Consider the following 26,647-nt stretch of genomic DNA (forward strand, 5'->3'; position numbering starts at 1 on the left):
TGAGTTACTTGATCGAGTTCAGATAGGCCAGCAGATCGGCCATCGATTGGGCGTCGATCTCCTTTTCCAGTCCCTCGGGCATGATCGACAGCGACGTGCTGGCCAGTTCGTCGATATCGCTCCGCAGGATGGTGTCCTCGGCCCCTTCGGCTCGGCGCAGCGTGACGCTCGTCGCGGTTTCGGCCGCCATCATGCCGGTGATCGATCGACCGTCGGTCGTGATGAGCGTGTAGTTGACGTACTGCGGATTCACCTCGCGATTTGGATCGAGGACGTTGAGCAGGATCGCTTCGCTGCCGCGGTTCTGAATCGTGGCCAGATTGGGACCGATTTCGTGCCCGGCTCCCTCCAGCTTGTGGCAGGCGGCGCAGGTCTTGCGAAAAACGGCGCGACCGCGCTCGACATCGCCCGAAAGCTCGAGTGCCGGACGATACATGGCGACGACGTCTTGCCGGCGACCGAGCGCCAATTGTCCGACGAGCGATTCGGCTCGTGCGGCGATCTCGCGATCGTTGTGCTTGACGAGTGCCTTGAGCCGAGCGGGATCGAGATCCGTCCCGGCGATGCGTTTCGACTCGAGCGCGGCGAGCAGGGCCGCGATGCGCTGGGGTCGAGCGAAAAGCACTTCGCCCGCTTCGGCACGCACGCGGGGACCGAGGCTTGGCCATGCCGTCAGTACCAACTCGGCCACTCCATCGTCCGAGAATCTCGACAGCGCCGCGAGCGCCGCCAATTGAATCTCTTGCGGCTGCCGGCCATCGATCAACCCGGCGAGCACAACTTCGACGGTGGAGAAGTCGTCGAGAGGGAGGGTGCCGATGGCGTCCACACGCACGGCGACGGGGAACTCGCCGTTGGCCGCCCGGTCTCGAGCATCGGCCAGCAGCTTGGCAATTACCTCTTTGATCTGCGCGTCCGACGTCGTGGCCGCCAGATCGTGCAGGCTTCGTCCGTGTCGCGCGAGACCTTCGCCCAATCCGCGAACGACGGCCGAGGCCAAGCTCGCGTGTTCCTTGTGGAGCGCCGCCACGGCGCGGAGCACGGCCGCCAACTCGTCGGGCTTCTGTTCCGCACTGACTTGCGCGGCCAGCGCCGTCACCAGGGGAGCGGCCCCGGCAGCCTGGCTAAACTCTCGATCCGCGAGCAAGACGGCCAACAATTCGCCGGCGCCGCTGGCGAGCGAGCTTTGCAGGGCCAGACGTACCCAACGATCGTTCGCATCGCGTCGCGCGATGGTCGCCAGTGCCCCCCGGCGCTCTGCACTGGCTGGCAACTCGCCCAACGAGAACGCGAGCTGATAGCGGACGAGCGGATCGTCGTCGGTGGCCAACGCCACGAGCGCCGTTTGCAGTTCTGGATGCTGTGCTGCCTTCGCTTCGGCCAGGCGAATCGCGTGCTCGCGAACTCGCGGATGCTTGTCCTTCAAGGCGTTGCCGAGGAGGTCGGCCGACAGAGCGTTCAAACCGTCGAGAGCGTACAACGCGTGCATGCGTCCTTCGGCGCGTTCGCCCGCACGGGCAAGCTGCTCGAGTGGGGCGATGGCCGATTGGTCCTGCCGCTCGTAGATCAAGCGGGCCGCCGTGTCGCGGTGCCAGCCATTGGCGCGATCGAGCGTCGCAACCAGCTCGGCGGTGGTGGCGTTGCTCAATCGTGGTAGCGGTGGCTGCTGGAACCCCTGCGGTACCACGCGATAGATCCGTCCCCGGTCGCTGCCGCTCGTCAGGTCGAGGTGCTTCTTGATGACGGGCGGCAGGCTCAGCGGGTGCTCGATCACCTCGCGGTAGACATCAAGGATATAGAGCGTGCCATCCGGCGCATTCAGAAACTGGCACGGTCGAAACCAGATATCGCGCGAGGCCACAAACTCGACCCCCGGCTCGGCACGGTCGGCCGAGAGCTCAACCCCCTGGGGCGTCAGCTTCTTGCGATGCACGATGTTACTGCCGACGTCGCCGGTGAACGAGTTGTCGAGATACTCGGCCGGCCAGGCATCGCCACGATAGATCGTCGTGCCAGTGGCGCCGGTAAAGTAGCCTGCGGGGCGTCCGCCTCCTTCGACAATGCCCGGAACGATGCCCGACTTGCGGAGTCGCGAGCGGACGATGCGCCACGGTTCGACCGGGCTGATGCGAAAGACCTCGGCCTGCGGACCATCGACGGCAATGCTGATGCGCGCGCCCGGCGCCGCGAGATGCGGATTGCGCGCCACGTAGCGATCTTCGAACATCACCAGTTGGATATGATCGCTGTTCGCGCAGACGAACTTGCGTCCCCAACGATCGAAGCTCAGCCCGTGCTGGACGCCGCCGCTTTCGGGCTTCACCTCCATGGTGCGGGGATCGAACGAGAAGTCGCGCCCCGACAGCGTCACCGGCTGGGCGTCGGGCGCGCCACCGTCCGCCACGGGACGCCGCAGGCTGGCGCCAGAACTGCTGGTGGCCGCATGGATACGATTGTCGAGCCCCCAGTTGAAGCTGTTGACGAGCCCCTGCACATTCGAACGGCCGAGCCCCTCGAAGACGGTGCGATTCACATCGGCGCGCCCGTCGCCGTCGGTATCCTTCAGATAGAAGATGAACGGTGCGGCGCCGACGAATACACCTCCGTCGTAACAGGCGATCGCGGTCGGCCAGGAGAGCCCCTCGGCGAAATTCGAGCTGCGGTCGAAACGTCCATCGCCGTCGGTGTCTTCGAGCAACCGCACGGCGCCGAGATGTCCTTCTGAATCTTCCGAGTAGTCGCACATCTCGACCACGTAAAGACGTCCGTCGGCATCGAAGGCCGCCGCCACCGGATCGCGCACCAGGGGTTCGGCCGCCACTTGCTCGATCTGGAAGCCGGGCCGGGTTTCGAACGTGGCCAGGGCCTCGGCTGGTTCGGTTGGAGCGATCCGCGGCAACTCGGCCGAATAATCTTTGTCGGCACTGTCTTCGGCCTGGGCTTCATCCGCAGTGGTGGCCGCAGCCGGCGGGGCGCCCTGGGCCGAATCGAAATTGTCGTTCCAAGCGAACGTGGCCGTCAGACCACCGAGGAGCACCAGGCCTAGCGGGCGAAGGGCAGGGAGCCAGTGTTGGCGTGTCGAGCGGGCAACATTCATGAACAACTCGTGCGGTGGCGAAACGCCACGCTGTGGGTAGGCGGGCGGGGTGGGTAGGCAGGGTTCACCGATGGTAACCGCCCCTGCCGCGCCGAACAACTTTGTGGCCGGAGACTGAGCCGCAGTTTCGAGCCCCTACAATCGACATAACCGCTCCTGCCCGTGGAGTTTGTTGTCGGCGGTTTAGAGGCCGGTTAGACTCGGGATCTAGGCCTTGTCGGCGGTCTTCTCTGGCCGACGGTCTGGAGTTGGTGGGGGGAACTCATTTCGTAACGTCCGACGGCCGCCGACAAGCTGCCGTCCACGCAGGAGCTGCGTGTCGAGACCAGGGCCGCGCGCACGTCCCACTGGCGCGGCTGTCGACGTTCGTCGTCACAAGGGAGTTGTTGCCTCGATGCCGGGTATTGCCGTCATTGGTTGCGGTCGCTGGGGAGCGAACTACGTTCGCGTCTTCCATGAGATTGCCGGCGCGCGCGTCGTGGCAGTCGTCGATCGCGACGCGGCGACGCTGGCTCGCATGGCGCAACGCTATCCGGGCGTTTGGGCCACGGCCGAGATCGAACCCGTGCTCGCCAATCCGCAAGTCGATGCGGTGGTCATCGCAACCGAGGCGGCCAGCCACTTTCGCCTGTCGACGTCGGCGCTCGAGCACGGCAAGCATCTGCTGGTCGAGAAACCCCTGACGCTGGTCAGCGACGAATCGCGGCGGCTGGCCGAACTGGCCGCGAGCAAGAACCGGGTGCTCATGGTGGGGCACACCTATCTATACAACGACGCCGTGCGCAAGATCCGCGAATTGATCCAGCAACCGGCCACGGGCAAGCTGTACTATCTCGAATCGCGTCGGCACCATTTGGGCTACATCCGCGACGACGTGGGGGCAATGTGGGATCTGGCCGCGCATGATGTCGCCATTTTTTCGTATCTGCTCGGCGAGGAGCCCGAGGCCGTCAGCGTCGTCGGCCGCAAATATCTGCGCGATCATCTCGAAGATGTCGCCTTCATGCACTTCTTCTATCCCAGCGGGATTCTGGGCAGCGTCCAGGTCGGGTGGCTCAACGCCCGCAAGATTCGCCAGATGGTCGTCGTCAGCGAGAAGCGGACGATCGAATTCGACGACACCGACAGCCTCGACACGGTGCGCGTGTTCGAAAAGGGGATCTCGACCGACAAACGCACCGATTCGTTTGGCGAGTTCCGCTATTTGCTCACCACCGGCGACATCGTCAGCCCGAAGATCGACATGCGCGAACCGCTGAAGAATCAGTGCCTGCATTTCCTCGAATGCCTGGAGACGGGAACGCGCCCCATCTCGGACGGGACGAGCGGCGCGAACGTCGTACGCGTGCTCGAGGCCTGTTCCGAGTCGCTCGCCGCGCGCGGCCGCGAGGTGCGCGTATGACCGATGGATCTCTAGTTCGCACGGGCGAGGGCCTGCGGCGCGATGACGGAGTGTTGCTCGGCTACCTGGCAGAGCGACTGGCGGAACGGCGCCCCTTGATCCTGGGGGCATACGCGCGGCTGCGCAGCGGCACGGTGCTCTACGAGGGATCGACCATCGGCGATCATTTTGCCACGGGACACCACGTGATCGTCCGTGAAGAGAACCAGATCGGCGATCATGTCCGCATCTGGAGCAACTCGGTCATCGACTATGGCTGCCGCCTCGGCTCGCGCGTGTTGGTACACACGGGCGTCTACCTCGCGCAGTTCACCGTGGTCGAGGATGACGTCTTCCTGGCCCCCGGCGCGATGACCGCGAACGACAAGTATCCGATCGATAAATCCAATCTGCGCGGGCCGATCATTCGCGCGGGGGCAAAGATCGGCATGCGCGCGACGATTCTTCCCGGCGTCACCATTGGCCGCGGTGCGATGGTCGGCGCCGGCAGCGTCGTCACGCGAGATGTCGAAGCTGGCGCCACCGTCGTCGGATCGCCGGCAAGGCGGGTGGGATGAACGTGCCATTGATCGATCTTGCCGCGGCCCATGCCGAGCTTCGCGCCGAGCTCGACGCGGCCGTGCGCGGCGTCGTCGAGAGCTCGCGTTTCATCCTGGGGCCCGAGGTCGACGCCTTCGAACGCGCCTTCGCCGCCTACGTCGGCGCGGGGCAGGGGATTGGTGTTTCCAGCGGTACCGAAGCGCTCAAGCTGACCCTCGAGGCCTTGGAGATCGGGCCGGGCGACGAGGTCATCGTGCCGACGAACTCCTTCGCCGCGACCGCCATGGCCGTGACGGCGCTCGGCGCCACGCCGCGCTTCGTCGACTGCCGCGAAGACGATTCGCTCATCGACGCCGAGCAGGCCCTGGCCGCGGTCTCTGCCAGGACCAGGGCCATCGTACCGGTGCATCTCTACGGGCGCCTCGGCGACGTCGCTCCGCTGCGGGCGGCGAATCTGCCGATCGTCGAGGATGCCGCCCAGGCACAGGGGGCACGGCGACAATCGCTTACCGCAGGCAACCAGGGCATCGCCGCCTGTTTCAGCTTCTATCCGGCGAAGAATTTGGGGGCTTGGGGAGACGCCGGCGCCATCGTCACCTCGGACGACGCGTTGGCCACGCGTCTGCGTGCCCTGCGCAACTACGGACAAAGTGCCCGCTATATTCACGACCACCTGGGGTACAACGCCCGGCTCGACGCCCTGCAGGCCGCCGTTTTGTCGGTCAAGCTGCGTTGTCTCGACGCCTGGAACGATCGCCGCCGCGCGGCGGCCGCTTTCTACGACGAGCATCTGCGGTTTGGCCGCCCACCCAGATTGCCGGGCGATGTCTACCACCTATATGTGGTGCGCGTGGCCAATCGAGACGAACTGCAGCAGCGCATGGCCGAGGCGGGCATCGAGACCGGCATCCATTATCCCTGTCCGCTGCACTTGCAGCCGTGCTTTGCCTCGCTAGGCTACAAGCCCGGCAGCCTCCCCGTGGCCGAACGTATGTCGCGCGAGATGCTTTCTCTGCCCCTTCATCCCCACCTCACGCGTGAGGCGCAACAACACGTGATCGAGGTCTTTCACCGCTGGGGGAAGTCGACATGAGAAAGATCCTCGTCACCGGCGGCGCGGGTTTCATCGGCTCGCACACCGTCGATCTGCTGCTCGAGCGCGGTTACCGCGTGCGGGTGCTCGACAATCTCGAGCAGCCGACGCACGCGGGGGGCGTCCCGCGGCACGTACCCCCCCAGGCCGAGTTCATTTATGGCGACGTGCGGCGCATCGACGACGTGGCCCGCGCCCTGCACGGAGTCGATGGCGTCATCCATCTGGCGGCGACGGGGGGCTTCACGCCCGAGCTTTCTCGCTACTTCCAAACCAATTCGATCGGCACCGCCCATCTGTTGGAACTCGTGGCCGAACGGCGGCACCGGTTGAAGAAGGTGGTCGTCGCGTCGTCGGTCGCCATTTATGGCGAAGGCAGCTACCGCTGTGCGGCCTGCGGTCCGCAGGCCGGGGCGGTGCGTGCCGTCGAGCAGCTCGAACGTGGCGAATGGGAGCCGAAGTGCCCGCAGTGCGGCGCCGCGCTCGAGTCGGTCCCCACGCCCGAGACGAAGACCCCTTCGCCCGAGAACGCGTATGCTATTTCGAAGTACGACGAAGAGCGACTCGTGCTCTCCTTCGGTCGTCAGTTCGACATCGATACCTGCGCGTTGCGCTACTTTCTCACGTACGGTCCGCGCCAATCGCTGACGAATCCTTATACCGGCGTGATCGCGATTTTCTCCTCGCTACTGCTTGCCGGCCGGCGTCCGGTGCTGTTCGAGGATGGTCGCCAGCGGCGCGACTTCGTCTTTGTCCAGGACGTCGCCCGGGCGAACGTCTTGGCGCTCGAAAGCGAAGGATCGCGCGGCGAGGTCTTCAACGTGGGGACCGGCGTGAGCACCTCGATCGGCGACGTGGCCAAAACGCTGGCCGAATTGTTGAACCTGCCCGAGCTGACCGCCGAGTTCCCCGACGAATTCCGTCCCAACGAATCGCGGCACGTGGTGGCCGATATCGAGAAGATTCGCCAGCTAGGGTTCTCGCCGCAGGTCGATCTGCGCACGGGGCTCGCACGCTACCTCGACTGGGTCCGCGGCGAGGCGGACGTGCGCGATTACTTCTCCGAGGTGTTGCCCGGCTTGCGACAGAGTGGCGTCGTGCGGTCTCGTGCGACGGCGACGCCGGCAGCGGCGACTCCCGATCCCGACAGCCTGACGATCGTTATCCCGGCTTTCAACGAGGCCGGCAATCTCGAGTCGATCGTCCGCTACGCCCTCGACGAAGTCGCGGAGCTGGTCGACGATTTCGAGATCCTCATCGTCAACGACGGCAGTCACGATGGCACGGGTGTCATCGCCGATGATCTGGCCGCGGCGCATCCGCGCGTCCGGGTGATCCACCATCCCTTCAACGTCGGCTATGGCGGCGCCCAGAAGACCGGTTTCCGCTACGCCCAGAAGAACTGGGTCGTGCTCGTGCCGGCGGATCATCAGTTCGACGTCAAGCACTTGGCGCTCTTTCTCGACGCGCGGCGCGAGGCCGATATCATCGCCAGCGTCCGCATCGATCGGGCCGATCCCTGGCCGCGCCGCGTGGTGAGTCGTGTCTATAATTGGTACGTGCGAAATCACCTGCACTTGCAGGTGTCGGATTTGAATTGGGTGAAGATGATCCGACGCGAGGCCCTCTCGCAGATCAACATCGAGACGGCGGGCTTCGCAGTCGATGCCGAGATCGTTGTCAAGGCACAGGCGCTCGGTTATCGCGTGACCGAGGTGCGCGTGCCCCATCATCCGCGAACGTGGGGCCATCCGACCGGCATACGCATTCGCACGATTTGGCGAACGATGCGCGAGCTGCTACGAATCGAACGCGCGGCGCGACGCGCGACAACCGCGGAGAAGGTGTCCCATGCGTTGGGCAAACCTGGACCTGCCCCCTGAGGCACGCCCCGATTGGTTGGGCCGCCATCGGGTCACGCTGCCCGTGCCGGATGGCGTCGCGCCGTCGGTCTCGGTCGAGCAGGGAGAAGCCAGCTTCAATTTCGATCCGCTCGAGCTGATGCGCATTTTGGCGGACGAGAGCTTCACGGGCCCCATGCCCGCCAAGACGCGCTTCGTCCCCTTTTCGTACCAGCGGCTACCGGGGCGCATGCGTTATCTGGGGGCCAAGCTGGTCTACTTTCGCAATCGCTGGCGTCGCCGACATCAGTCTCCCCCCTGGCCCATTGCGCCCGGGCTCGATGTATTGCGCTCACTGACAGGACGACTGCCGGTCGAGCCCTGGCCTGCCGCCACATGGGGAGCTTCACTCACGGTCGACGTCGATTCTCACCACGGGTTGCGTCGCGCGATCCCCGTGGCTGACGCGATCGAACGTCGGGGCTACCGCGGCTGTTTTTACATCGTGGGCGAGGCGGTCCTCGCCGAGCCCGGCATCGTGCGCGACCTGGTGGCCCGGGGACACGAGATCGGCTCGCACGACGTGGTCCACGACAATCGGCTGGCCTACCTGCCCAACGACGTCATGGAAAAGCGGCTCATAGCGGCGCGGCATTCGATCGAGCCCTACGGCGGTGTCGGGTTTCGTTCGCCATCGCTGCTGCGTTCGCACCGGATGCTTCAGGCCGTGGGGCGCCACTTTGCCTACGACTCGAGCACATGCGATACGGACCTCGAATTCGCGCGCGGCTGCACGACGGTGTTTCCCTTCGCGGGACACGACTGCCTGGAGATTCCCATCACGCTGCCGATGGACTCGTCGCTGACGTACGTAGGGTACTCGCCGCGAGCCATCGTGGCTGCCTGGCATGAGAAGTGTGCCTACGTGCGCGCGGCTGGTGGATTGGCCGTGCTGACGGTTCACTCCGAGCCCCATCTGTGCGGCGGACGGCGCTTGGGGGGGGCGCTGGAGCAGTTTCTCGATTGGCTGGCCGCGCAGCAGGATGTGGCCGTCTTGCGACCGATCGATGTCTTGCGCCAGAGCGAAAGCTGGCCGGCCGGATCGCTCGACATCCTTTGATCCACCAACGCCTGGCCAGCGGCCAGACTTGCCATGAAAACCCAGGAATACGACGTTCTCTCTCGCGTGGAAGAGGGGCATTGGTGGTATCGCGCCCTGCGGCGCGTCATCTTTGCCAACCTCGACCGCTACCTGACCGACTGGCAGGACAAGCCGATCCTCGACGCCGGTTGCGGTACCGGCGGGAATCTCTCTCGTCTGGGCCAGAACTCGCAGACCGTGGGCATCGATTATTCGCCCGACGCCCTCCGGTTCTGTCGACGGCGCGGACTCATGAACCTGGTGCGGGCCGACGTGTCGGCGATTCCGTTGCACGACCGGTCGTTCGACGCCGTGTTGAGCACGCACGTCCTCTACCATGCCTGGGTCAAGGATGTCTCGCGTCCGCTCGACGAGTTCCACCGAGTGCTGCGCGAACGCGGGATGCTCTTCCTCGAATTGCCCGCGTACGACTCGCTCTACAGCACGCACGACGACGCCGTGATGACCGCCCGGCGTTTCACGGCCGGGCGATTGCGACCGCTGCTCGAGGCGGCAGGCTTCCGCATCGTGCGCCTGAGCTATTGGAATTCGCTCTTGTTGCCTCCCATCTGGCTTGCACGCCGCGTACTGCCGAGCAAGAAGTCGGAAAGCGACTTCAACGACGGTACCTTGCCCGCCTGGCCAGTGAACGCCGCGCTCGACCTGGCCATGCGCTTCGAGCATGGCCTGTCGCGGGTGGTGAATCTGCCGGCGGGCGTGACGCTCAGTTGCGTGGCTCAGCGGGTGTGAGATCGCGTCGGCGATACACCCCGATCCAGACGTTCGATTGCGGCTGGTAGTCGCGCCAACGCTCGCCCAGATAGTAATGCGTGGCGTGTCGACCCAGGATATCTGCCACGCCGATCTGGTCGTAGTGTTCATGGCGGTAGTTCTTCCACCAGCGGAAGATCTCATCCGGGGCTCCGGCTTCGGCGACCCACGATGGAGTCACGTACAGCGCCACGCAATACTCGGGACGAGCGAGTTCGACCTGCTCGATCATTTCAGCCTGCATCTGTTTTGCATACGGCTGACGTTCGACGAGTGGATACATGTAGATGTACTTCGTTGCGGCTGGCAGGCCCGCGTGGAAGTACAGTTCCGGTTCCGAGCCAAACACTAGCAGCCGATCGCCGGGCGACGAAACGTGCCGCAGGAACTTGGCGATTTCGATGACTTCGGGAAAGGGGTTATTGCCGTACGTGATGCGCGACAACCCCACCATGCTGCTTTGAAACCAGGGGAGTCGGTTCGCCCAGGCGATCCCGCCGACCACCAGTAGTAGGAATGCTGCACGCCACATCTGTGGAAAAGGTGCCGTCCACGCTGCTTCCAGCAAGCGCACCAGCGACATCAAGCCCAAAGCCGCGAAGATCGAGGCTGCCGGAAGCAGGAACAGAAAGTAGTGGTTGTAGAAACGCAGGCCAGGCATCACGGCCACGCTGCCGCCGGCTAGCAGACACCAGGCCAGCGTGCCGCCGCGGCGACTTTCTCGATTCCAGGCAAACGATGCCATTCCCAACAGAAAGAGGGCATCGAGCAGCAGCGAGGCCTTGCCCACCTGGTTGTAGGCGATACCGAGCATGGTGCGAAAATGTGTCTGGTTTCCAACTCCGTAGGTGCTCGCGTAGTCGATCGCCCAGAACCAGAACGTTTCCAGAACGTCCCATCGCCACAGAGCGGCCACCAGCCCCGCAAAGGGGACGAAGACGCCCAGCGCCAGGGCCAGCGTCCCGGTCAGCGCACGTGCGAGAGGCTTGCCAGATTCGGTGCGTCGCCAGACCTCGACGAGCAGATAGAGCAGGGCCGGGGCCACAAAGAATGCGGCCTGCTGTTTCATGAGCACGGCCACCCCGAACAACCATCCGCCGGCGAAGACTCGCCCTGCGAAAGCCACGCCGGAGTACGTCGCACGTTCGACGGCAGCAGCCAGCACCGCATAGCCGGCCAGTCCGAAGAAAACGGCAAAATGCTCCGAGTGGGCCGAGGTCCCTTGCAACCCGGGCGTCAGCGACCACAAGCCATAGACCGCCGCCGCGGCGGCCGAGGTCGGGCCGTCGTGCCAGCGGCGCGCGAGGCAATACATCAGCACCATCGTGGCGACGTTGACCACGAGCAGGCCCAGATGGACCCCCCGTGTCGACTCGCCAAACATGGCGAAAGCGGCGGCATACATGGCCGGCGTGCCGGGGAATTTCATCGTGTAGGCCTCGGCGTACGGGGGGACGCCGCGCAGCATGAGGCTGGCGATGTAGGCGTACTCCCCTTCGTCACGCTCGAGCGGCGCATCGAGCGTGCGCCAGCGAATGCCGATCACCAACAGCAGCACGACGCCGAGCAACAGCCAACCGAGCCAGTCCTGCGTTGGCTTCGTGCTGTGCGTCTTGTTCGCGTCGCGGTCGGACATGGGCAGTGGGCAGTGGGCAGTGGGCAGTGGGCAGTGGGCAGTGGACGCGGTCAACAAAACTGACCCCTGATCTCTGACCACTACAAAAAAAGGCCGCCGGCTACCCATGTTGACTGAGCGCCGGCGGCCTGTCGAGTTTGCGTGCGGAACGCGCGACTACAGCGTGTAGCCTTCGCGATATTCGCGATGGATGATCTCGCTCACTTCCGGAGCGTTCTTGGCTTCCATCTTCTCGGCGTCCCACTCGATCTTCTTGCCATCGGCCCAGACGGCGAGATTGCCCAGCAGCACCGTCTCGGTGAGGGGGCCCGAGTAATCGACGAAGTTCGACACCGGCTTCGGACCACCCTTGATCCCCTCGACCCATTCCGTGAAGTGGCCGGGCGACTGCTGGAAGGTCACTTCCGGGCTGGTGGCGTCGCCGAGCAGCGTAAACTCGGCGCCATAGTCATCAGGCGAGTAGAGCTTGCCCTTGCTGCCGATGAGCAGCGAGCCGCTGTTCTTCGGCTTCTCTTCGCCGAAGAGATCCGCCGGGGGCAGATTGCCACCGTCGTACCAAAAGAGCTTCACGGCCGGACGCTTGTCGGTCGCGGCGAACTCGTAGGTGATCGTCGAGTTCTTCGGGTAGCTCTGCTTGTTGTGCCCCGAGGTCTTCGCTTCGACCGAGATCGGATCGCGCAGATCGAGCGCCATGAAGGGCATGTTCATCGTGTGGCAGGCCATGTCGCCCAAGGCGCCCGTGCCGAAATCCCACCAGCCGCGCCAGGCGAACGGGTGATAGCCCTTGGCGTAGGGCCGATAGGCTGCCGGGCCGAGGAACAACTCCCAGTGGATGTGGGCGGGTACTTCGGCCTCGGGCTTCGGGGCCTCGCCCCCCTGCGGCCAGATCGGGCGATTCGTCCAGACGTGAACTTCGCTCACGTCCCCCAGCGCGCCGGCCTGCACGAGCGCGGCCGCCTTGCGCACGCCGTTCTCGGCCGTGCCCTGATTGCCCATCTGCGTCACCACCCCCTTCTCGCGGGCGACGTTCGCCATGGTGCGGGCTTCATAGATCGAGTGGGTCAGCGGCTTCTGGCAGTAGACGTGCTTGCCCATCCGCATCGCCATCACCGAGGCCGCGGCATGCGAGTGATCCGGAGTGCTGACGGTCACCGCGTCGATGTTCGCCCCCATCTCCTCGAACATCTTGCGATAGTCGACGTACTTCTTCGCGTCGGGGAACTTGTTGGCGGCGGCATCGAGACGCTTTTCGTCGATGTCGCAGATCGCCACGACGTCGCCATGATTGCCGGCATCGGCCGAATCGCTCGTCCCCTTGCCGCCAACGCCGACGCAAGCGAAGCGAATCTTTTCGTTGGCCGATTCGGTCTCGTCCGCGCGGGCGCGGCTAGCGACCCACACGCCGACGCCGGTCACGGCCGTGCTCTGAATGAAACGACGTCGAGTTGTACGCTGGGACATGAGCGAGTGCTCCTAGGGTGGTGTGGGAGGCGAGCGCGTTGGTGGGCTCTTTTGCGGGGGCAAAGAAGGCTCCACGATAGCGTGCCAAGCTGGCCGTGGCAACTATCTTACGGTTCGTGACGGCGGGCTGTTCGGGCACGGCCGGACGAGAACGATTCCGCGCTGCTTGGCGTATCAGATTTGGGTTCGCGGGGCAGTTTCGGTTATCATGCAAGTCTCGCCGATCTGCTTTTTCCCCCTCGACAGGGAGACCTGCCCAACATGCCCCCCCAAGATCAAGCCGCTGCCACGCCCCAACCGAACCGCCGCGATTTTCTCCGCCGCTCGACGGCCATGGCCGTGACGGGATCGCTCGTCGGCTCGATGTCCTTTGCCCGGAGCGCCCATGCCGGTGGCGACGACGTGCTCCGCGTGGGGCTGATCGGGTGTGGCGGGCGCGGTACCGGCGCGGCGGCGCAGGCCCTGGCGGCCGACAAGAACACGAAGCTCGTCGCCATGGGAGACGCCTTCGGCGATCGGCTGCAGGCCAGCCTCGAGACCATTCGTCGCGAGGCGGGCGATAAGGTGGCCGTCACGCCCGAAACCTCCTTCGTCGGTTTCGACGCCTACCAGAAGGTGCTCGACAGCGGCGTCGACGTGGTGGTGCTGGCCACGCCCCCACACTTCCGCCCGGCCCATCTCAAGGCCGCCATCGAGCAAGGCAAGCACGTCTTCTGCGAGAAGCCGGTCGCCGTCGACGCCCCGGGCGTTCGCAGCGTGCTGGCCACTGCCGAGCTGGCCAAGGAGAAGAATCTGTCGATCGTCTCCGGGCTTTGCTGGCGCTACGACAACGGCGTGCGCGAGACGATGCAGCGTATTCAGGATGGCGCGATCGGCGACATCGTGGCCATGCAAGAGAACTACAACACGGGCAGTCTGTGGATGAAGCCGCGCCAGCCCGAGTGGAGCGACATGGAGTGGCAGCTCCGCAACTGGCTCTACTTCACCTGGTTGTCGGGCGATTTCAACGTCGAGCAGCACGTCCACAGTCTCGACAAGGCGGCCTGGGCCATGGGAGACGAGCCGCCGGTCTACTGCGTCGGCCTGGGGGGGCGTCAGGTTCGCACCGAGCCCGAGTACGGCCATATCTTCGATCACCACGCCGTGCAGTACGAGTATGCCAACGGTGTGCGACTGTTCGCCTTCTGCCGCCAGCAGGACGGATGTGCCTCGGATGTCGACGACTACATTCTTGGCACGAAGGGGCGCGCCACGGTGCTGAAGAACCGCATCGAAGGCCCGAACGAATGGCGCTACCGCGGCCCGCGCAACAACATGTATCAGACCGAGCACGACGAACTCTTCGCCGGCATTCGCTCGGGCCAGCCGATCAACAACGGCGTCTACATGGCCCGCAGCACCATGCTGGCCATCATGGGGCGCATGGCCACCTACACGGGTCGCGAGATCACCTGGGATCAGGCGATCAATTCGACCGAAGACCTCACGCCGACGGCCTACGAATGGGGCTCGCTGGCCGTGGCCCCCGTCGCCATGCCAGGCCGCACCCCGTTTGTGTAAATCGCACCTGGGTGTGACGCCATGTAGGTCAGGTACTCTGTACCTGACAACCGATCGAGTTGGTCACATCGAAAGTGGTCAGGTACCCCGTACCTGACAAAGAAACGAAAATGCGCGTTGCATGGAGTCTCGCGATGCTCCGCGCGTTCGCAAAATCCAGATGCTGTCGTTCGCCCACGAACATCAGCGCGGTCCAGACATCCCACGCTGCACGAACGGTCGTAGCACGGTGAAGGCCAGTGCCGCACCCACGGCGATCAGCATAATTCGTGGATTGCGCGCCACCACGAGCGCGACGAAGAGCAGACCTGCGAGCAGCCAGACGGGCACGCGGCGCATGTCGGGCAGCGCCAGCCAGAGTGCCGCGAGCGCCAGCCCGATGCGCCAGCAGGCGGCCACCCAAGCGGCCGTGGTATCGGTGTTTTCGCCGAAGGCCCACAGCGAGGTGCCCGTCGCGAGCAGAACCAGGGCCAAAATGCCGACACTTGGGCGATGCATCGCGCGTGGTTTCCACGATCTGGGTCTCACGCGGAGGCGCGGAGACGCGGAAGGATTTTACGGAAGAATCGTATCAGCCTGCTGCCGGTACGAAGTGTAGCGGGGGCAAGACCTCACACCCAGGGCATGTATCGCGTGACGAGGACGTCGCTCGTTTGCCCACACGGAGTACCGTGAGGACAGGGCCGTCTGCGTAGCTTCCGGCCTCTGCGACGAACGAGAAAGACCGAAGCTGCGTCTTAGATGCGATCGAGCGAGTCGAGCCAGCGGGCAAAGGCTTGCCACTCGTCGGCCGTGAGCTCGCGCGGCGTTTCTCCCAGTGGTTGCACCGTGACGGGGAATTTCATCTCGCGCAGCTTGGCGATGGCCTTCGTTTGTGCGGCCGCGAAGGGCGTTTGGCTGGCCGAAGCAAGATAGATCGACAGCGGTCGCAGCGGCTCATGGTCGGTGAGCTTGGCCATCAACGGGCAATCGATCGCCCCCACGGCTCGTACCGCGTCGCGCGCTTGGAAGGCCAGCACGAAGGCCGCCGTGCCACCGGTCTTTTCGCCCGCCACCGCCAGGCGCGTGGCATCGATCGCATAATTCGCACGCAGCGCTTCGATCGCCTTGCTCATGAACTCGAGATCCGCGGGCTGCCACTTCCCGTCGGCCTGCGGAGCGGGGGCGAGCAGCACGAGATCGTACTCGTCGCACAACTTCTGCCACCGGGCGAGCACCTCGTCATCGGTCGTCTGGCCGGTGGGGCGCAGCCACACGACGAGCCCCGCGGGAATCGCCGGATCGTAGTTCACCGGCAGATAGACGAGCGGTTCTTGCTTGAAGCCGGCTACGGCGAGCGGCACGCGCCCCGATTCGGGACGCTCGGCGCCGGCCGGTTGCCGCGCGGCCGAGGCGGGGGGCAACGACTCGGGCAGGAACTCGGGCTGCGGCGTGAGTCGCACTTCGAACGAAAGCTGCTCGGCGCCGCGATGTACGCCCAGAGTTACAGTGTCGCCTGGTTTGCGATCGGCTAGGGCGACGCGCAAAGCCTGCGCGTCGGCGGCCGGTTGCTGATCGATCGACGTGACGATATCGCCCGGCTGTAGTCCTGCCGCCGCGGCGCCGCTGGTCGGAAAGACGTAACGCACCGGCACGCCGCCGGCCGGGGGCGTCTCGCCGCGCAGGGGAAGCAGACCGATCAGTGGCCGCTCGTAGGGATCGATACGGGCGACGAGCTCCAGCTCGCGGGCGACGCGTTCCTCGCCGCGCAGGACGACGACACGGACTTTATCTCCCGCGTACAGGCGGTTGAGCTCGTTCTTCACGTCGGCGGCGCGCTCGATCGGCTTGCCATCGAGTTCGACGATCACGTCACCGGCGGCCAGGCCTCCTTTGGCAGCGGGCGAATTGATGCGGCACTCGGCGATGCGCGGGGCTTCGGCGTTCTCTTCGTCCCCCCCCAAGGAAACCCCCAGCAGGCCGGGGTGAAGATCCTGCCCGTCGACCATGCGCGGCAAGACCGACAGGACGTGCGCCAGCGGAATGGCAAAGCCGATGCCCGAGTCGTACCATTCGAATCCGGCGACGCTCCCCGACTCGGTGGGGGAGAGAGGCACGAGCACGCCCAGCACGCGTCCTTCGATATCGACGAGCGGCCCGCCGTAGTTGGCCGGCGAGATCTTGGCATCGGTCTGCAAGGCTTTGCCCGAGACGCGGCCCAAGGCGCTGATAATACCGAGCGACAGGTTCGGCGAGTCGCCGTCAAACGTGCGCCCCACGGCAACGGCCCAGCGGCCGACACGATGGGCATCGGGGGGCGCAACCTCCGGCATGGGCAGCGAATCTTCGACATCGACCTTCAGCAACACCAGCATGCGGCTGTGATCGGTCGCCACGAGCCGGGCCGGCGAGCGCGAGCCGTCTGGCAGGGTGACGAGGATCGAACTCGACTTTTGCGCGAAGTTGAAGGCGCTCGAGATGATGAAGCCGTCGGGCGACACGATCAGCCCCGTCGTGGGGCCCGTGCTCGTGAGGACGTCGCCGACTTTTTCGAGTCCACCGATCGTCTCGATGCGCACGACACTGGGGCCGACGGCGGCCGCTGCGTCGCGCACCGCCTGCTGGCGCAGCGCGGCGACATTAGTCTCCTCGGCCGCGCGCAGCACGCGCGAGGGCACCCAGGGCGTGCCCGCTATCAGGGCTAGCGCGGCGACCAGTCCGCGAACGAAAGGGGACGATCGGTGACAGATCATGGCGCCTCGCTCTGGGCGGTTCCTTGTCCACGTAGTTTGACCGTCGTCAGTTCGTTGCCGCGTTTGTAGGTGACGGCGACTTCGGCCAGGCGTTCGATGTACGACAATTCGTCGACGAGCGACTGGCACGAGGCGACCAGGCGCTCGTCGATGAACACGATGAGATCATCGGGACGGATGCCGGCCATCGCCGCGGGACTGCCCGCGATGACCGCGTCGACGTAGGGGGGGGTGCGCGGCAGTACGTCGGGCACCAGTCGAATGCCCAGTGCCGCGAGCTGCAGCGCCTCGGCCGGCTTTACGGTCTTGGCGTCGGCGCTGCGGACGAACTTGCCCGAGATGATCTCGTCGATCGTACCGGCGAGCTCTTCCACCGGCAGCGAGTAGTTCAACCAGGTGTTGGCCGTCGCGTGCCGCAGCTCCTTGCCCAGCATGCCGACGAGTCGCCCTTCGATATCGGTGAGCGCGCCCCCCGCGCCCCCCGGGTTGTTCGTCACGGTATCGAGTACGTAGACCATGCCGCGGTAGGGGCTCTCGAACGTGCCGCGCCGCGCCGTCAGCGGCGCTTTCGCCGCCACGATACCGCGCTGCACGCTCACCGGTTCGTCCCCCGTCGCCACGCCAAACAGGTTGCTAAAGGCGAGCACCGGGGCGCCCGGCTCGACCGAGACGGCGGTCACCAGCGGAAAGCAGGGGAGATCGGCCGCTTCGATCTTGAGCACCGCCAGCTCCGCAACGGGATCGGCGCCGACCAGCGTGCCTTGATAACGCCGCCCATCGTCGAGCGTGACTTTGATCTCGTCGCTATCGAGCACCGTGCTCCAGGCGGTCAGAATGTGCCCGTGGGCCGAGATGAGAAAGCCGCTCTGATAGCCCTCGAGCCCGCGAAAGCCCCCGGCGCCGTAAATCTTGACGATCTTGGGCTGCGCCTCTTCGATCACCTCGGTCAGGTCGCGCGCGACCGCCGTTCCGGAAAGCATGCAAACGGCCAGCAACAGCCCTACCAAGAGGGCGCGCCATTGGGCGACGTGGACGACGAACGAGGAACTCGGCGCGTGCATCGACTACGGTACCTCCTGGGCCTTGGCGTCCGCGGAGGCGGCCTCGAGACGATAGGTCTCCGGCAGCAGCACGGCGTAGACCTCGTCGCCATGGCGAACTTCGATCCGGCCCGGCAGTCGCCGGCCGTCGAACTCGCGGTAGTCGCTGAAATAGAGCTCGCAGGGGTCGACGTCGTTGGCCGGAAACATCTCGAGCGCGAGGAGTCGGCCGTCCGTCGGATCGAAAGCGAAGGTGACCTCGACGTTCGCGTACGTGCCGCGCAGCACTTCGGCGAGATTCGCCGAGCCGAGTACCGGAGCGGCGCCATCGTAATGCAGGGCGCCGAAATCGCCGGGGCCTTGCGTCAGCAAACGTCGCCACAGGTGCAACGCCGCGAGCAAGCCGCCGCTGCCGGGCGGATCGAGGGCTTGTGAAAGATCGTCGGCCGCGGCGAGCGATGTCTCGCCGGCCGGCACCGTGGCCCGCACGCTGACCTCGTCGAGTTGCAGGCGTACTCCGCCCCCCCCTTCCATCTCTCCGTCGATCGTCCAGAGACCAGCAGCACCCTCGAACGAGCCGCTGGCCAGGAAGGCGTTCCACACGCGATCGAGGTTCAACTTGTTGAAGTAGGCGTTCGCATAGCCCCGGCGTTCGACGAGATGCTGCCGGATGATCTCGGGCAGCGGCGGTTTTTTGGGACCCGGTTGCACCGGCATCAGGCGCGGCGGCAACTTGGGGCGCGGCGTGTCCTCGGCCGGGCGGTCCCCCTCTTGGTGGTCGTGTTCGTCGGGCGTAGGCGATCGCGGTTCGTCGTCTGGCTTGGGCCGCGGCGCCGGGACTTCGGCCTGCTTGCCGGCAAGTTCCGCCAGCTCTCCCTGGGCGTGTGCGGCGCGCAGGCGAACGAGCGTGTCGTGACGCCGGCCGTCGCGGCGATAGCTTAGCGGCAGTCGCCAGCCTTGAGGAAAGATCGCCAGCGCGTTCTTGAACGCGTTGACCGTGGTGATCGTGCGCCCCGCGAAGGAGACGATCTCGTCGCCATATCTCAGTCCGCGGCGATAGGCGTCGCTGTCCGGCAGGATGTCGGTGACGATCACCCGTCCGTCGAGATCGGTCGAGACCACCGCGCCAAGCGTGGCGTGATCGACGATGAGTCCTCCCTTGAGCTGCCCCAGAAAGTTCTTGATCTGATTGATCGAGATGGCGTAACCGACGCCGACATTCACCCGGCCACGTTTCTCGAACGAGCCACGCCCGTTGATACCGACGAGCTCGCCGGCCCCGTTGAACAGGGGGCCCCCCGAGTTGCCCGGATTGATCGAGGCATCGGTCTGAATGCAGTCGCCATACTCGAGCACGGTACCGGCGGGGTATTGATAGCGGTGGACGCCCGAGATGATGCCATACGTCACGGTCGGCTGGTAATCGGTCGCCAGCAGAAAAGGATTGCCCAGGACGAGCGCCTCGTCGCCGGCGCGGAGCGTATCGCTGTCTCCCATTCTCGCGGCGGGAAAATCGTCGCGGCCGAAGAGCTTCAGCACGGCAATGTCGCCGGTGGGATCGAGCCCCACGAGCACGGCGTCGTACAACTTGCCGTCGGCCATGCCGCATTTGAAATGGCTGCCCGAGCCGCTCACCACGTGGAAGTTGGTCAGGGCGTAGCCGTCGGGCGAGATGACGACCCCCGAGCCCCCCCCTTCGCCGGCGGCGGGAAACACGGCCAGCACCGTGGGGCGCACGCTTTCAATCGCGTCGACGCGCGCCTGCTCGGCCGCCAGCACGGCCGGGTCGACGGCCCGCGCCACTCGCGTGGCCAGACACGTCCACGCCAGGCAGACGATTGCAATCGCGGCGACACGCGTCATTTAATCACCTTCGCATCGCAGAAATTCACATAGTCGGCGACATCGCCGTCGCGGCCGTAGTCGACCAGGATCGTCAGCTCGCGTACGCCCTGCACGTCGAGGTCGAGCGGCAAGGGCTCGGCGCCGCCGACCACGTCTCCTTCGAACAGCACGCGGTCGCCACCGCGAATCGTGACGTGCGCGTCTCCCGCGTTCCCCACGGCATCGTCAATTCCCAAGCTGGCGCTGAACCGGCGGAAATCGTCGGGCAGGCGGTAGACGAGCTCGGTGCGGCTCCGCAGGGCCAGGCCCTTGGTGAAGAGAGTGCCCCCCAGCACGAGTTGCGGAGATTCGAACCCCCGATCGCGGCGGGGCGCATAGAATTGCTCGAGCGCCGACTCGGCGGCGAACTGACCGAAGTAGGGTTCCCAGCGCGAGCGCTTCGCATCCCAGTCGAGATCGCTCAGGTAGACGACCTTGCCCTGCGAGTAATCGAGCCGTGCGATCGCCCCGAGCGGTAAGGTCAGCTCCAGGCCGCCACGCGTCGTCACCTGCCATGTATCATCACCGAGATGGACCGCCCGAGCGGCGAGCTGCGCGCCGTCCGTGGTGGTGACCCGGCACGCCGCGTTGGGCAGATCGGGCCGATTCGCATGGTAGTAGACAAAACCATCGAGCTTCGTGCGTTTGACGGGCAGTATCTCGCCGTCGAGCTCGAAGTGGACTTTCTCGGCGTCGACGTCGCGAATCACGCCTTCGAGAAAGTCGATGGCATCGTCTTTGCGCACCACGAGCAGATCGGAGGCGTGCTCACCTTCGAGAATGGTGGTCCATTGTTCCGCCGCCGCTTCGGTCAGCGCGCGCAGGCGAACTACGGCGATCGCCGATGTGGCCATGCCGATCGTGGCGCCGTCGGTCGTGGTGAGGCTCGCCTGACCGTCTGCCGAGGCGAATTCACTACCGACCAGAGTCGAGCCATCGGCCAAGGTGACCCAGACCTTGTTCGCCCCGGCCCGCGTGACGCTGTTCGTCGGCTTGTGGACGGGTGCGAAGCTCAGTTGCAGCACGTCGTCGGGACGAAGGGTCTTCGGACCGTCCTGCGTGGCGAAGAGCATGCGCTCGCGGCTGAGCTCGGTGAGCCGGCCGTGCAGCGTTTCGCCAGAGAGCGTTTGCAGCTCGGCCTCGGGGGGCGCCGCCGCCAGAAGCTGCGTGATGAGTACCAGGGCCCACATCGCGGTTGAGTTCCTTGAAGTTACTGTGTCTTTACGGAGTCTCGAGCGGTGCGCCATCCGCTTGCTCGGTGGCCAGCTTGCGGAAGTATTGTTCGATTACATCGCGGTAATGGGGCGGAAAATCCTTGCCGATCTGCTGCAGGGCCTCTTCGCGCTCTTTCGGGGGGAGCGCCCCCCAACCGTCGCCGCTGCCGATGTCGCGTTTGGTGACGTCACCCTTGCCCGCGGCGCCTGCGATGCGACTATCCTGCATCGGCGTGCTCGAAGGAGCGCCGCCCGACGAAGATTGCTGTTGCTGTTGTTGTTGCTGCTGCTGTTTTTCGAGTTCTTCGATCAGCTTGTCGAGCGACTCGATCACACCATCTTCGACGTCGAGCACCTTTTGGCCGGCGCGGCCCAATTCGAGCCGGCGGCGGATGTCGTCCATGCGGCGCGCGATGTGATCGAGCGAATCGACCTCCACCGCCGCGAGATCTTCGCGCATCAGCGTGGCCACGGTCTTATAGCGTTCCGGCGCGTCTCCCACGTCGTCGAGCAGGCGAGTGAGTGCCTGCATGCCCGGCTCCTGCTCGACCAGGCGGTGATAGGCCACCGCCTGATGGAACAGCAGCGTGGCCGGATCGACCACCTGCTCGGGCGAGAGCTCGCCGATCTGACGCAGGGCCTCGTCGTAGAGACTCTCTTGCGAGAGCCACCGGCCGTACAGCAGTCGGAGATTATCGCGCACGAACGCCGGGCGACTGTCGTCGTGCAACCACTCGCCCGCGGGCAGCAACGTCGTCGTGCGAGGCATGGAGCAGAGCGTGACCAGCTCGCGTGCCTGCGGATCGACCAAGGCCACGGTTTCGGCCAGCCGATCGAGCAACGCCGCGCCCGTCGGTTCGAGGTGTCTCGGATCCCAGATGCGCTCGGCGGCGGAGAGGATCTCGGGCGTAGCCTCTTGTTCGGTCAGCCAGGCGAACGCCTGGGCGCGCACTTCTTCTGGCGCGGGCGTGTAGAGCGTGGCCGTCGGCGCGAAGGGATCAGCCGCCATGTCCTGGCCCGAGACCGTTAGCAGGGGCAGGGCGACAAACAAGGCACACCAAGCCAACCGGCACGTTTGCAGGCGACGCAGCGCGGTCATTGGTTCCTCCCGACAGCGATGTCGCGCGTGGCCTTGTGGATGCGCTGTTCCCTGGCGGCGAGATCGAGCAAGGCCTCGAGCAATTCGGCCTGTTCGGTCTGACCTTCTTCGTCAACCAGCTTCGAATAACGCTCGGTGCGCTTGTTCACGCGGAGCTGCAGCGAGCGAATCATCTTCAGTTCGGCGATTTTATCGATCAAGGGGGGCTCGCCCGGCTCACCCGCTGGCGGAGGCGGCTGCGATTGCTTCTGTTCCTGCTCCTGCTGGGCCTTCTTGATGGCCGCCAGCATTTCTTCCAGCGCGGCGATGATGTCTTCCTCGATGCCTTGCGTCAGCTCGTCGACCTTGGCGCCACCGAGCCGCACGACCACCTGCTCCATGTCGTCGCGCATCTGCATGACCGCCTCGGGCATGGCGACGGCCGACCCTTCCTCGGTCAGCAGGTGGAGCGTCTTTTCCGCTTCGCCGGACAGGACCGACTCGCGGCGGCTCAGGCGGCCCGACTCGATCTCGAAGCCGCGCGAGCGGGCCTGTTCGGGCGTGCGGTCCAGCCGCAGCGTCCCTTCGTAGATCTCGATCTGCTCGGCCAGCATGGCACGGAAGCGGGCCTCGAGCATCGCCAGCATGCGCTTCTGCTCTTCCTCGCGCAGTTGGCGGAGAATCTCTTCGAGCTCGGCCTTGGCGCGCTCGAGCTCGGCCAGGGCTTCCTCCTGCTTGTCGCGTGCGTCGCTCCGTTTCGCCTCGTCGAGTTTCTTCTGCGCCTCGCGCATCTTCTCTTGCGCCGCCTGAAGTCGCTCTTGCGCCGGAGCTGTCTTCTGTTGCTGTTCAGACGAAGGTTGCTGACCCGACGGCGGAGATTCTCCTTGTTCGCCCTGTTCGCCCTGTTGGCCTTGCTGTCCCTGTTGGCCTTCTTGGGGCTGCCCCGATGCTCCTTCTTGCGGTTCGCCGGACTGGCCCTCTTGAGGTTCGCCCTGATCTCCCATGGGGGACGATGGTTTGCCCGACTCCTTCGGTTCGCCCGAAGCGTCACCCGCTGGGGGGGCGCCCGGACGTTCCTCCTCGTCGGGCATGGGCCCCTCACCCGGTTTGCTGCCGGGCGTGCCTTCTTGTGATTCGGCTTCGTTCGGTTTCGCCGCTTCGCCGGTCGACTTCATGTCTCCCGCCAGTTTCCCCGTGCGATCGGCAAGGCTTCCCTCTTGTTCGGCCAGCTTCTGGGGGTCGCCCCGACCTTCGGTCTGCGCTTGCAGCGACTTCTGTGTCTTGATGAGCTCGTTGACTTCCTTGATGTAGGCCTCGAGCTGCTTCTTTTCTTCGTCGATCTTCTTGGCGCGATCCTCGCTCAACAGCAATTCAAGGAGCGCGTTGAGATCGGTCGCGATCGTTCCCTGATTGGTGATGGCATTAGCGAGGCGATCCTGCTCGAGGATCTCGATGAGGCGTTCGTACTGCAGGCCGATCAGGCGATCCTTGCTCTGGGAGACCGCCTTGCGGAGCAGGGCGGCCCGTTCCGGATCTTCTCCCGCGGTGAGCTCCGCCAGCCGCAGCAGCACCTCTTCGAACCGCTTGTATTTGGCGGCGAGTTGTTGCTGCTCGGCCGTCAAGGTGGCGAGATTGTTGGCCTTGGCCGGCGCGGTGCTGGCACCTTCCTGTTCCGTGGATGAGGCAGGCTGGGGCTGGACCTCCTGCGCGCGCACGGTGATCGAACACCAGCAGGTGGCGCCGCAGAGCATCCCAGCCATGGCCATCGTGCGCATGTTCTGCATCGTTTCCATCCTACACGCGGTGTCCGGCAGATGCCGGTCCTAATCGTCCAGCAGGTCACGCACCTTCTGCTTGCGCAGGTCGCGCGTCGCTTCGTTCACGTCTTTTTGTTCGTCGATGATCGATCGCAGCATGGCGACCACTTCGTTGAAGGTCTCGAGTTCGAGCATCTTGTCGAGCACACGTTGCATTTCGAGCAGGATCGCGTCGGCCTGCTGTTCGGCGGCTGCCAGTCGCTCGGGCCCCGTGGCCGCGTTGTCCACGTCGCGTTGCAGATCGAGCAGGCGCCGATCGAGCTCGACAAACATCTCGTCCGCCACGCGCGTCAACGGACGAGCGATGCCATCCATCAGGCGGCTCATCATCTCGGGCGTGTCGACGCGATTGTTCGTCAATTCTTCGTGAATGTCGGTAAAAGCCACGGCCACGCCGCGCGTTTCGCTGGCGTTCTTGCGGCCATTCTGGATCGCACGCTCGGTGCGAATCTTGCGCCTTTCCGCACTCCGCTCGGGGGTGTCCCCGACCGGCTCTTCAACTTCCTCGGCAGCCGGTTCCGCGGCAGTCGCATCGTCCGTGGTGGCCGCGGCCGACGCGGTTTCGGCAAACGTGATGTCGCGCAGCGAATCGCGCGACTCGGTGACTTCATCCAGCAGTTGCTCGAAGCGCCGTCGCAAGTTCAACTCGCGCGATTCGAGCAGCGCCAAGAGTTGCTCGGGCGTGACGATCTCGAACTCGAATCGCTCGCTCGTACCAATATTCGGCGTCTCGGTCAGGGCGAACGTGTCGGCGGCATGCGCGCTCAGGGCCAGCTTTTGCCCGGGCTGCAATTCGAAAGGCCCCGCATCGAGCGTTTCTTCCACCGAGAGCTCCGCGCGCTCGCGCGGCGGCTTGGCAAAGGCCTGTTCCACCGCCGGTCGCTCATCGATCACGTAATTGATCCAGGTCCGGGCGATGCCATAGTCGTCTTTGATCTCGCCCACGATGGGAATACGCACCGCGGGAGTGACCGAGGTCCCCACGCCACGCGGGCGCACGGCCAGGCGCGGAATTTCATCCTGCACGGCGGTGATTGCCAGCCGGACCGGTTCGCGACTGCGTATGCCGTCTTGATCGTCCAAGGTCACCATCAACGTACGGTTGCTGTCGAGGCGTCCCAAGGGGAAGGCAAAGGCGCGAGGATCGTCCCGATCGACGCCCACATCGCGGGCGAGCAGTCCTGCGCCCCCCGTTGATGGATCCCCCGCCACCGGTTCCTCGACCGTGACCCGCACCAGGGGCTTGTTCGCCCGCGCGCGGACGACAATCTCCGTGCCGCGCGGGATCTGCATCACGCCCGTCACCGGCAAGACGCGCGGCGGGCGATGGGTGTACGCGGGGAACACGCAGTCGAGCGACATCTCGGCGATCGAGGGACTATCGACGACTTCGATGCGTAGATCGCGGAGGCGATCGTCCCCGCCGAGGACCTCGAATTCGAGCGGTGTTAGCAGCCCCTGAAACTTGTGCGCGAATTGTTGGAAAGGATCCTGACTCGTGCGCGCCTCTCCCTGGCGGCTCATGTTCGCCCAGCCGCGTACCCCTTCGGAACTGCGATAGCGCACCTGCACCACCGAGGGGACCACCATCTTCGTGTCGGCCTTGACGACGATATCGAGGTCGCCGCCGCGAGCCACCTTGACCATGCCCCCCGGAAAACCGTCGATCTCGAGATGCGTTCGCCGCGGCCACAACTCGTCGGAGAGGAGCACGGTGCGCCGCGCGAAGACCCCCAATTCGCCGGCCGCCAGCAGGGCGAAGATCGCCAGAGACAAGAGTGCCAGCGACCCCGCGGCGAGCGCTCGATTGCGCGGCGCCGGATCGAACACGGCGCGCACGTCCACGCCGCGCGCGAGGGCTTGAGCCTCGCGACAGGTACGCTGCAGCATCTCGGCATCGATCGGGGCGGCCGACGCCTGGGGCGAGCTCAGCTCGACGGCCGTGACCAGGCTATCGTGGAACTGCGGGAAGTGCCGCTCGATGAGCAGTGCCAGCGAGCGATCGGGAAACCGCACGAACGCGCGCGAGAGCAGGCGGCGATAGGCCACGAAGCCCACGCCGGCCAGGGCCACGAACAAGAGCCCGAGCCGGATCCAGGCGGCCGGCTCGAAGGTCCAGTCGATGGCCAGCAGCACCCAAAAGGCCAGGCCGATCGCCCCGCACGTGGCCCCCAGCCCTTCGAGCCACACGTAGCGGCTGATCTGGGCGCGCACCGCGGCCAGCAAGTGGCCTACGTCGCCCGGTAGCCGATGCTCGTTGGTACTGCGCGCCATGCCGGTTTTGGAGTCTCGTCGGAACTGCTGATCTGCGGCCAGGTTCGTGCTACCGCAATTCTACGA

The 26,647-nt window shown here is 65.3% G+C and carries 18 protein-coding genes; 7 read left to right on the forward strand and 11 right to left on the reverse strand.

The genetic code is table 11. The features are described from left to right. Positions 1-4 precede the first annotated feature (4 nt). Complete coding sequence (locus KF708_05075) at positions 5-3,097, reverse strand: c-type cytochrome (GenBank protein ID MBX3412070.1); 3,093 nt, start codon at positions 3,095-3,097, stop codon at positions 5-7. Between the two features lie 394 nt (positions 3,098-3,491). Between KF708_05075 and KF708_05080 the strand changes: the two genes are divergently transcribed. Genes KF708_05080 through KF708_05105 form a run of 6 tightly spaced genes read left to right on the forward strand, consistent with a single transcriptional unit; the run spans position 3,492 to position 9,864 of the window. Continuing rightward, complete coding sequence (locus KF708_05080) at positions 3,492-4,499, forward strand: Gfo/Idh/MocA family oxidoreductase (GenBank protein MBX3412071.1); 1,008 nt, start codon at positions 3,492-3,494, stop codon at positions 4,497-4,499. Further along, a complete protein-coding gene (locus KF708_05085) occupies positions 4,496-5,056 on the forward strand; it encodes an N-acetyltransferase (protein MBX3412072.1) in 561 nt (186 codons plus the stop codon). The genes KF708_05080 and KF708_05085 overlap by 4 nt, the downstream gene beginning before the upstream one ends. Beyond that, a complete protein-coding gene (locus KF708_05090) occupies positions 5,053-6,132 on the forward strand; it encodes a DegT/DnrJ/EryC1/StrS family aminotransferase (protein MBX3412073.1) in 1,080 nt (359 codons plus the stop codon). The genes KF708_05085 and KF708_05090 overlap by 4 nt, the downstream gene beginning before the upstream one ends. After that, positions 6,129-8,015 (forward strand): NAD-dependent epimerase/dehydratase family protein, encoded by a 1,887-nt coding sequence (locus KF708_05095; GenBank protein MBX3412074.1) that lies wholly within the window; start codon positions 6,129-6,131, stop codon positions 8,013-8,015. The genes KF708_05090 and KF708_05095 overlap by 4 nt, the downstream gene beginning before the upstream one ends. Next, on the forward strand, positions 7,984-9,093 hold the full coding sequence (locus KF708_05100; GenBank protein ID MBX3412075.1) for a polysaccharide deacetylase family protein: 1,110 nt from the start codon (positions 7,984-7,986) through the stop codon (positions 9,091-9,093). The genes KF708_05095 and KF708_05100 overlap by 32 nt, the downstream gene beginning before the upstream one ends. Positions 9,094-9,126: 33 nt before the next feature. Next, the gene (locus KF708_05105) at positions 9,127-9,864 is read left to right on the forward strand and encodes a class I SAM-dependent methyltransferase (GenBank protein ID MBX3412076.1); all 738 of its coding nucleotides are present in this window, start codon (positions 9,127-9,129) and stop codon (positions 9,862-9,864) included. Here the strand turns inward: KF708_05105 and KF708_05110 are convergent. Both KF708_05110 and KF708_05115 read right to left on the reverse strand, forming a co-directional pair. Then, a complete protein-coding gene (locus KF708_05110) occupies positions 9,839-11,521 on the reverse strand; it encodes a glycosyltransferase family 39 protein (GenBank protein MBX3412077.1) in 1,683 nt (560 codons plus the stop codon). The genes KF708_05105 and KF708_05110 overlap by 26 nt on opposite strands. Positions 11,522-11,677: 156 nt before the next feature. Further along, entirely contained in the window at positions 11,678-12,982 is a 1,305-nt protein-coding gene (locus KF708_05115; protein MBX3412078.1) for a Gfo/Idh/MocA family oxidoreductase, read from the reverse strand. 261 nt (positions 12,983-13,243) lie between these two features. Here KF708_05115 and KF708_05120 point away from each other — a divergent pair, with 261 nt between their 5' ends. Then, positions 13,244-14,542 carry a Gfo/Idh/MocA family oxidoreductase gene (locus KF708_05120; GenBank protein MBX3412079.1) on the forward strand — a complete coding sequence of 433 codons (1,299 nt, stop codon included), beginning with the start codon at positions 13,244-13,246 and terminating at the stop codon, positions 14,540-14,542. A 183-nt stretch (positions 14,543-14,725) separates the two neighbouring features. Here KF708_05120 and KF708_05125 read toward each other — a convergent pair whose 3' ends face one another. The 8 genes from KF708_05125 to KF708_05160 all read right to left on the reverse strand — a co-directional run bounded on the left by KF708_05125 (position 14,726) and on the right by KF708_05160 (position 26,581). Then, positions 14,726-15,040, reverse strand: a complete 315-nt coding sequence (locus tag KF708_05125) for a hypothetical protein (protein MBX3412080.1) — start codon at positions 15,038-15,040, stop codon at positions 14,726-14,728. A 239-nt stretch (positions 15,041-15,279) separates the two neighbouring features. Beyond that, entirely contained in the window at positions 15,280-17,274 is a 1,995-nt protein-coding gene (locus KF708_05130) for a PDZ domain-containing protein (protein ID MBX3412081.1), read from the reverse strand. Then, positions 17,271-18,335 (reverse strand): trypsin-like peptidase domain-containing protein, encoded by a 1,065-nt coding sequence (locus tag KF708_05135; protein ID MBX3412082.1) that lies wholly within the window; start codon positions 18,333-18,335, stop codon positions 17,271-17,273. The genes KF708_05130 and KF708_05135 overlap by 4 nt, the downstream gene beginning before the upstream one ends. Positions 18,336-18,338: 3 nt before the next feature. After that, positions 18,339-20,177 (reverse strand): trypsin-like peptidase domain-containing protein, encoded by a 1,839-nt coding sequence (locus KF708_05140; protein MBX3412083.1) that lies wholly within the window; start codon positions 20,175-20,177, stop codon positions 18,339-18,341. Then, on the reverse strand, positions 20,174-21,388 hold the full coding sequence (locus KF708_05145) for an NPCBM/NEW2 domain-containing protein (protein MBX3412084.1): 1,215 nt from the start codon (positions 21,386-21,388) through the stop codon (positions 20,174-20,176). The genes KF708_05140 and KF708_05145 overlap by 4 nt, the downstream gene beginning before the upstream one ends. A 31-nt stretch (positions 21,389-21,419) precedes the next feature. After that, positions 21,420-22,511: a hypothetical protein gene (locus KF708_05150; GenBank protein ID MBX3412085.1), complete on the reverse strand. Its 1,092-nt coding sequence runs from the start codon at positions 22,509-22,511 to the stop codon at positions 21,420-21,422. Beyond that, on the reverse strand, positions 22,508-24,274 hold the full coding sequence (locus KF708_05155; protein ID MBX3412086.1) for a hypothetical protein: 1,767 nt from the start codon (positions 24,272-24,274) through the stop codon (positions 22,508-22,510). The genes KF708_05150 and KF708_05155 overlap by 4 nt, the downstream gene beginning before the upstream one ends. 39 nt (positions 24,275-24,313) lie before the next feature. Beyond that, the gene (locus KF708_05160) at positions 24,314-26,581 is read right to left on the reverse strand and encodes a hypothetical protein (protein MBX3412087.1); all 2,268 of its coding nucleotides are present in this window, start codon (positions 26,579-26,581) and stop codon (positions 24,314-24,316) included. Between the last annotated feature and the right edge of the window lie 66 nt (positions 26,582-26,647).

Source organism: Pirellulales bacterium, assembly GCA_019636335.1.
In the GTDB taxonomy this organism is placed as follows: Bacteria; Planctomycetota; Planctomycetia; order Pirellulales; family JAEUIK01; genus JAHBXR01.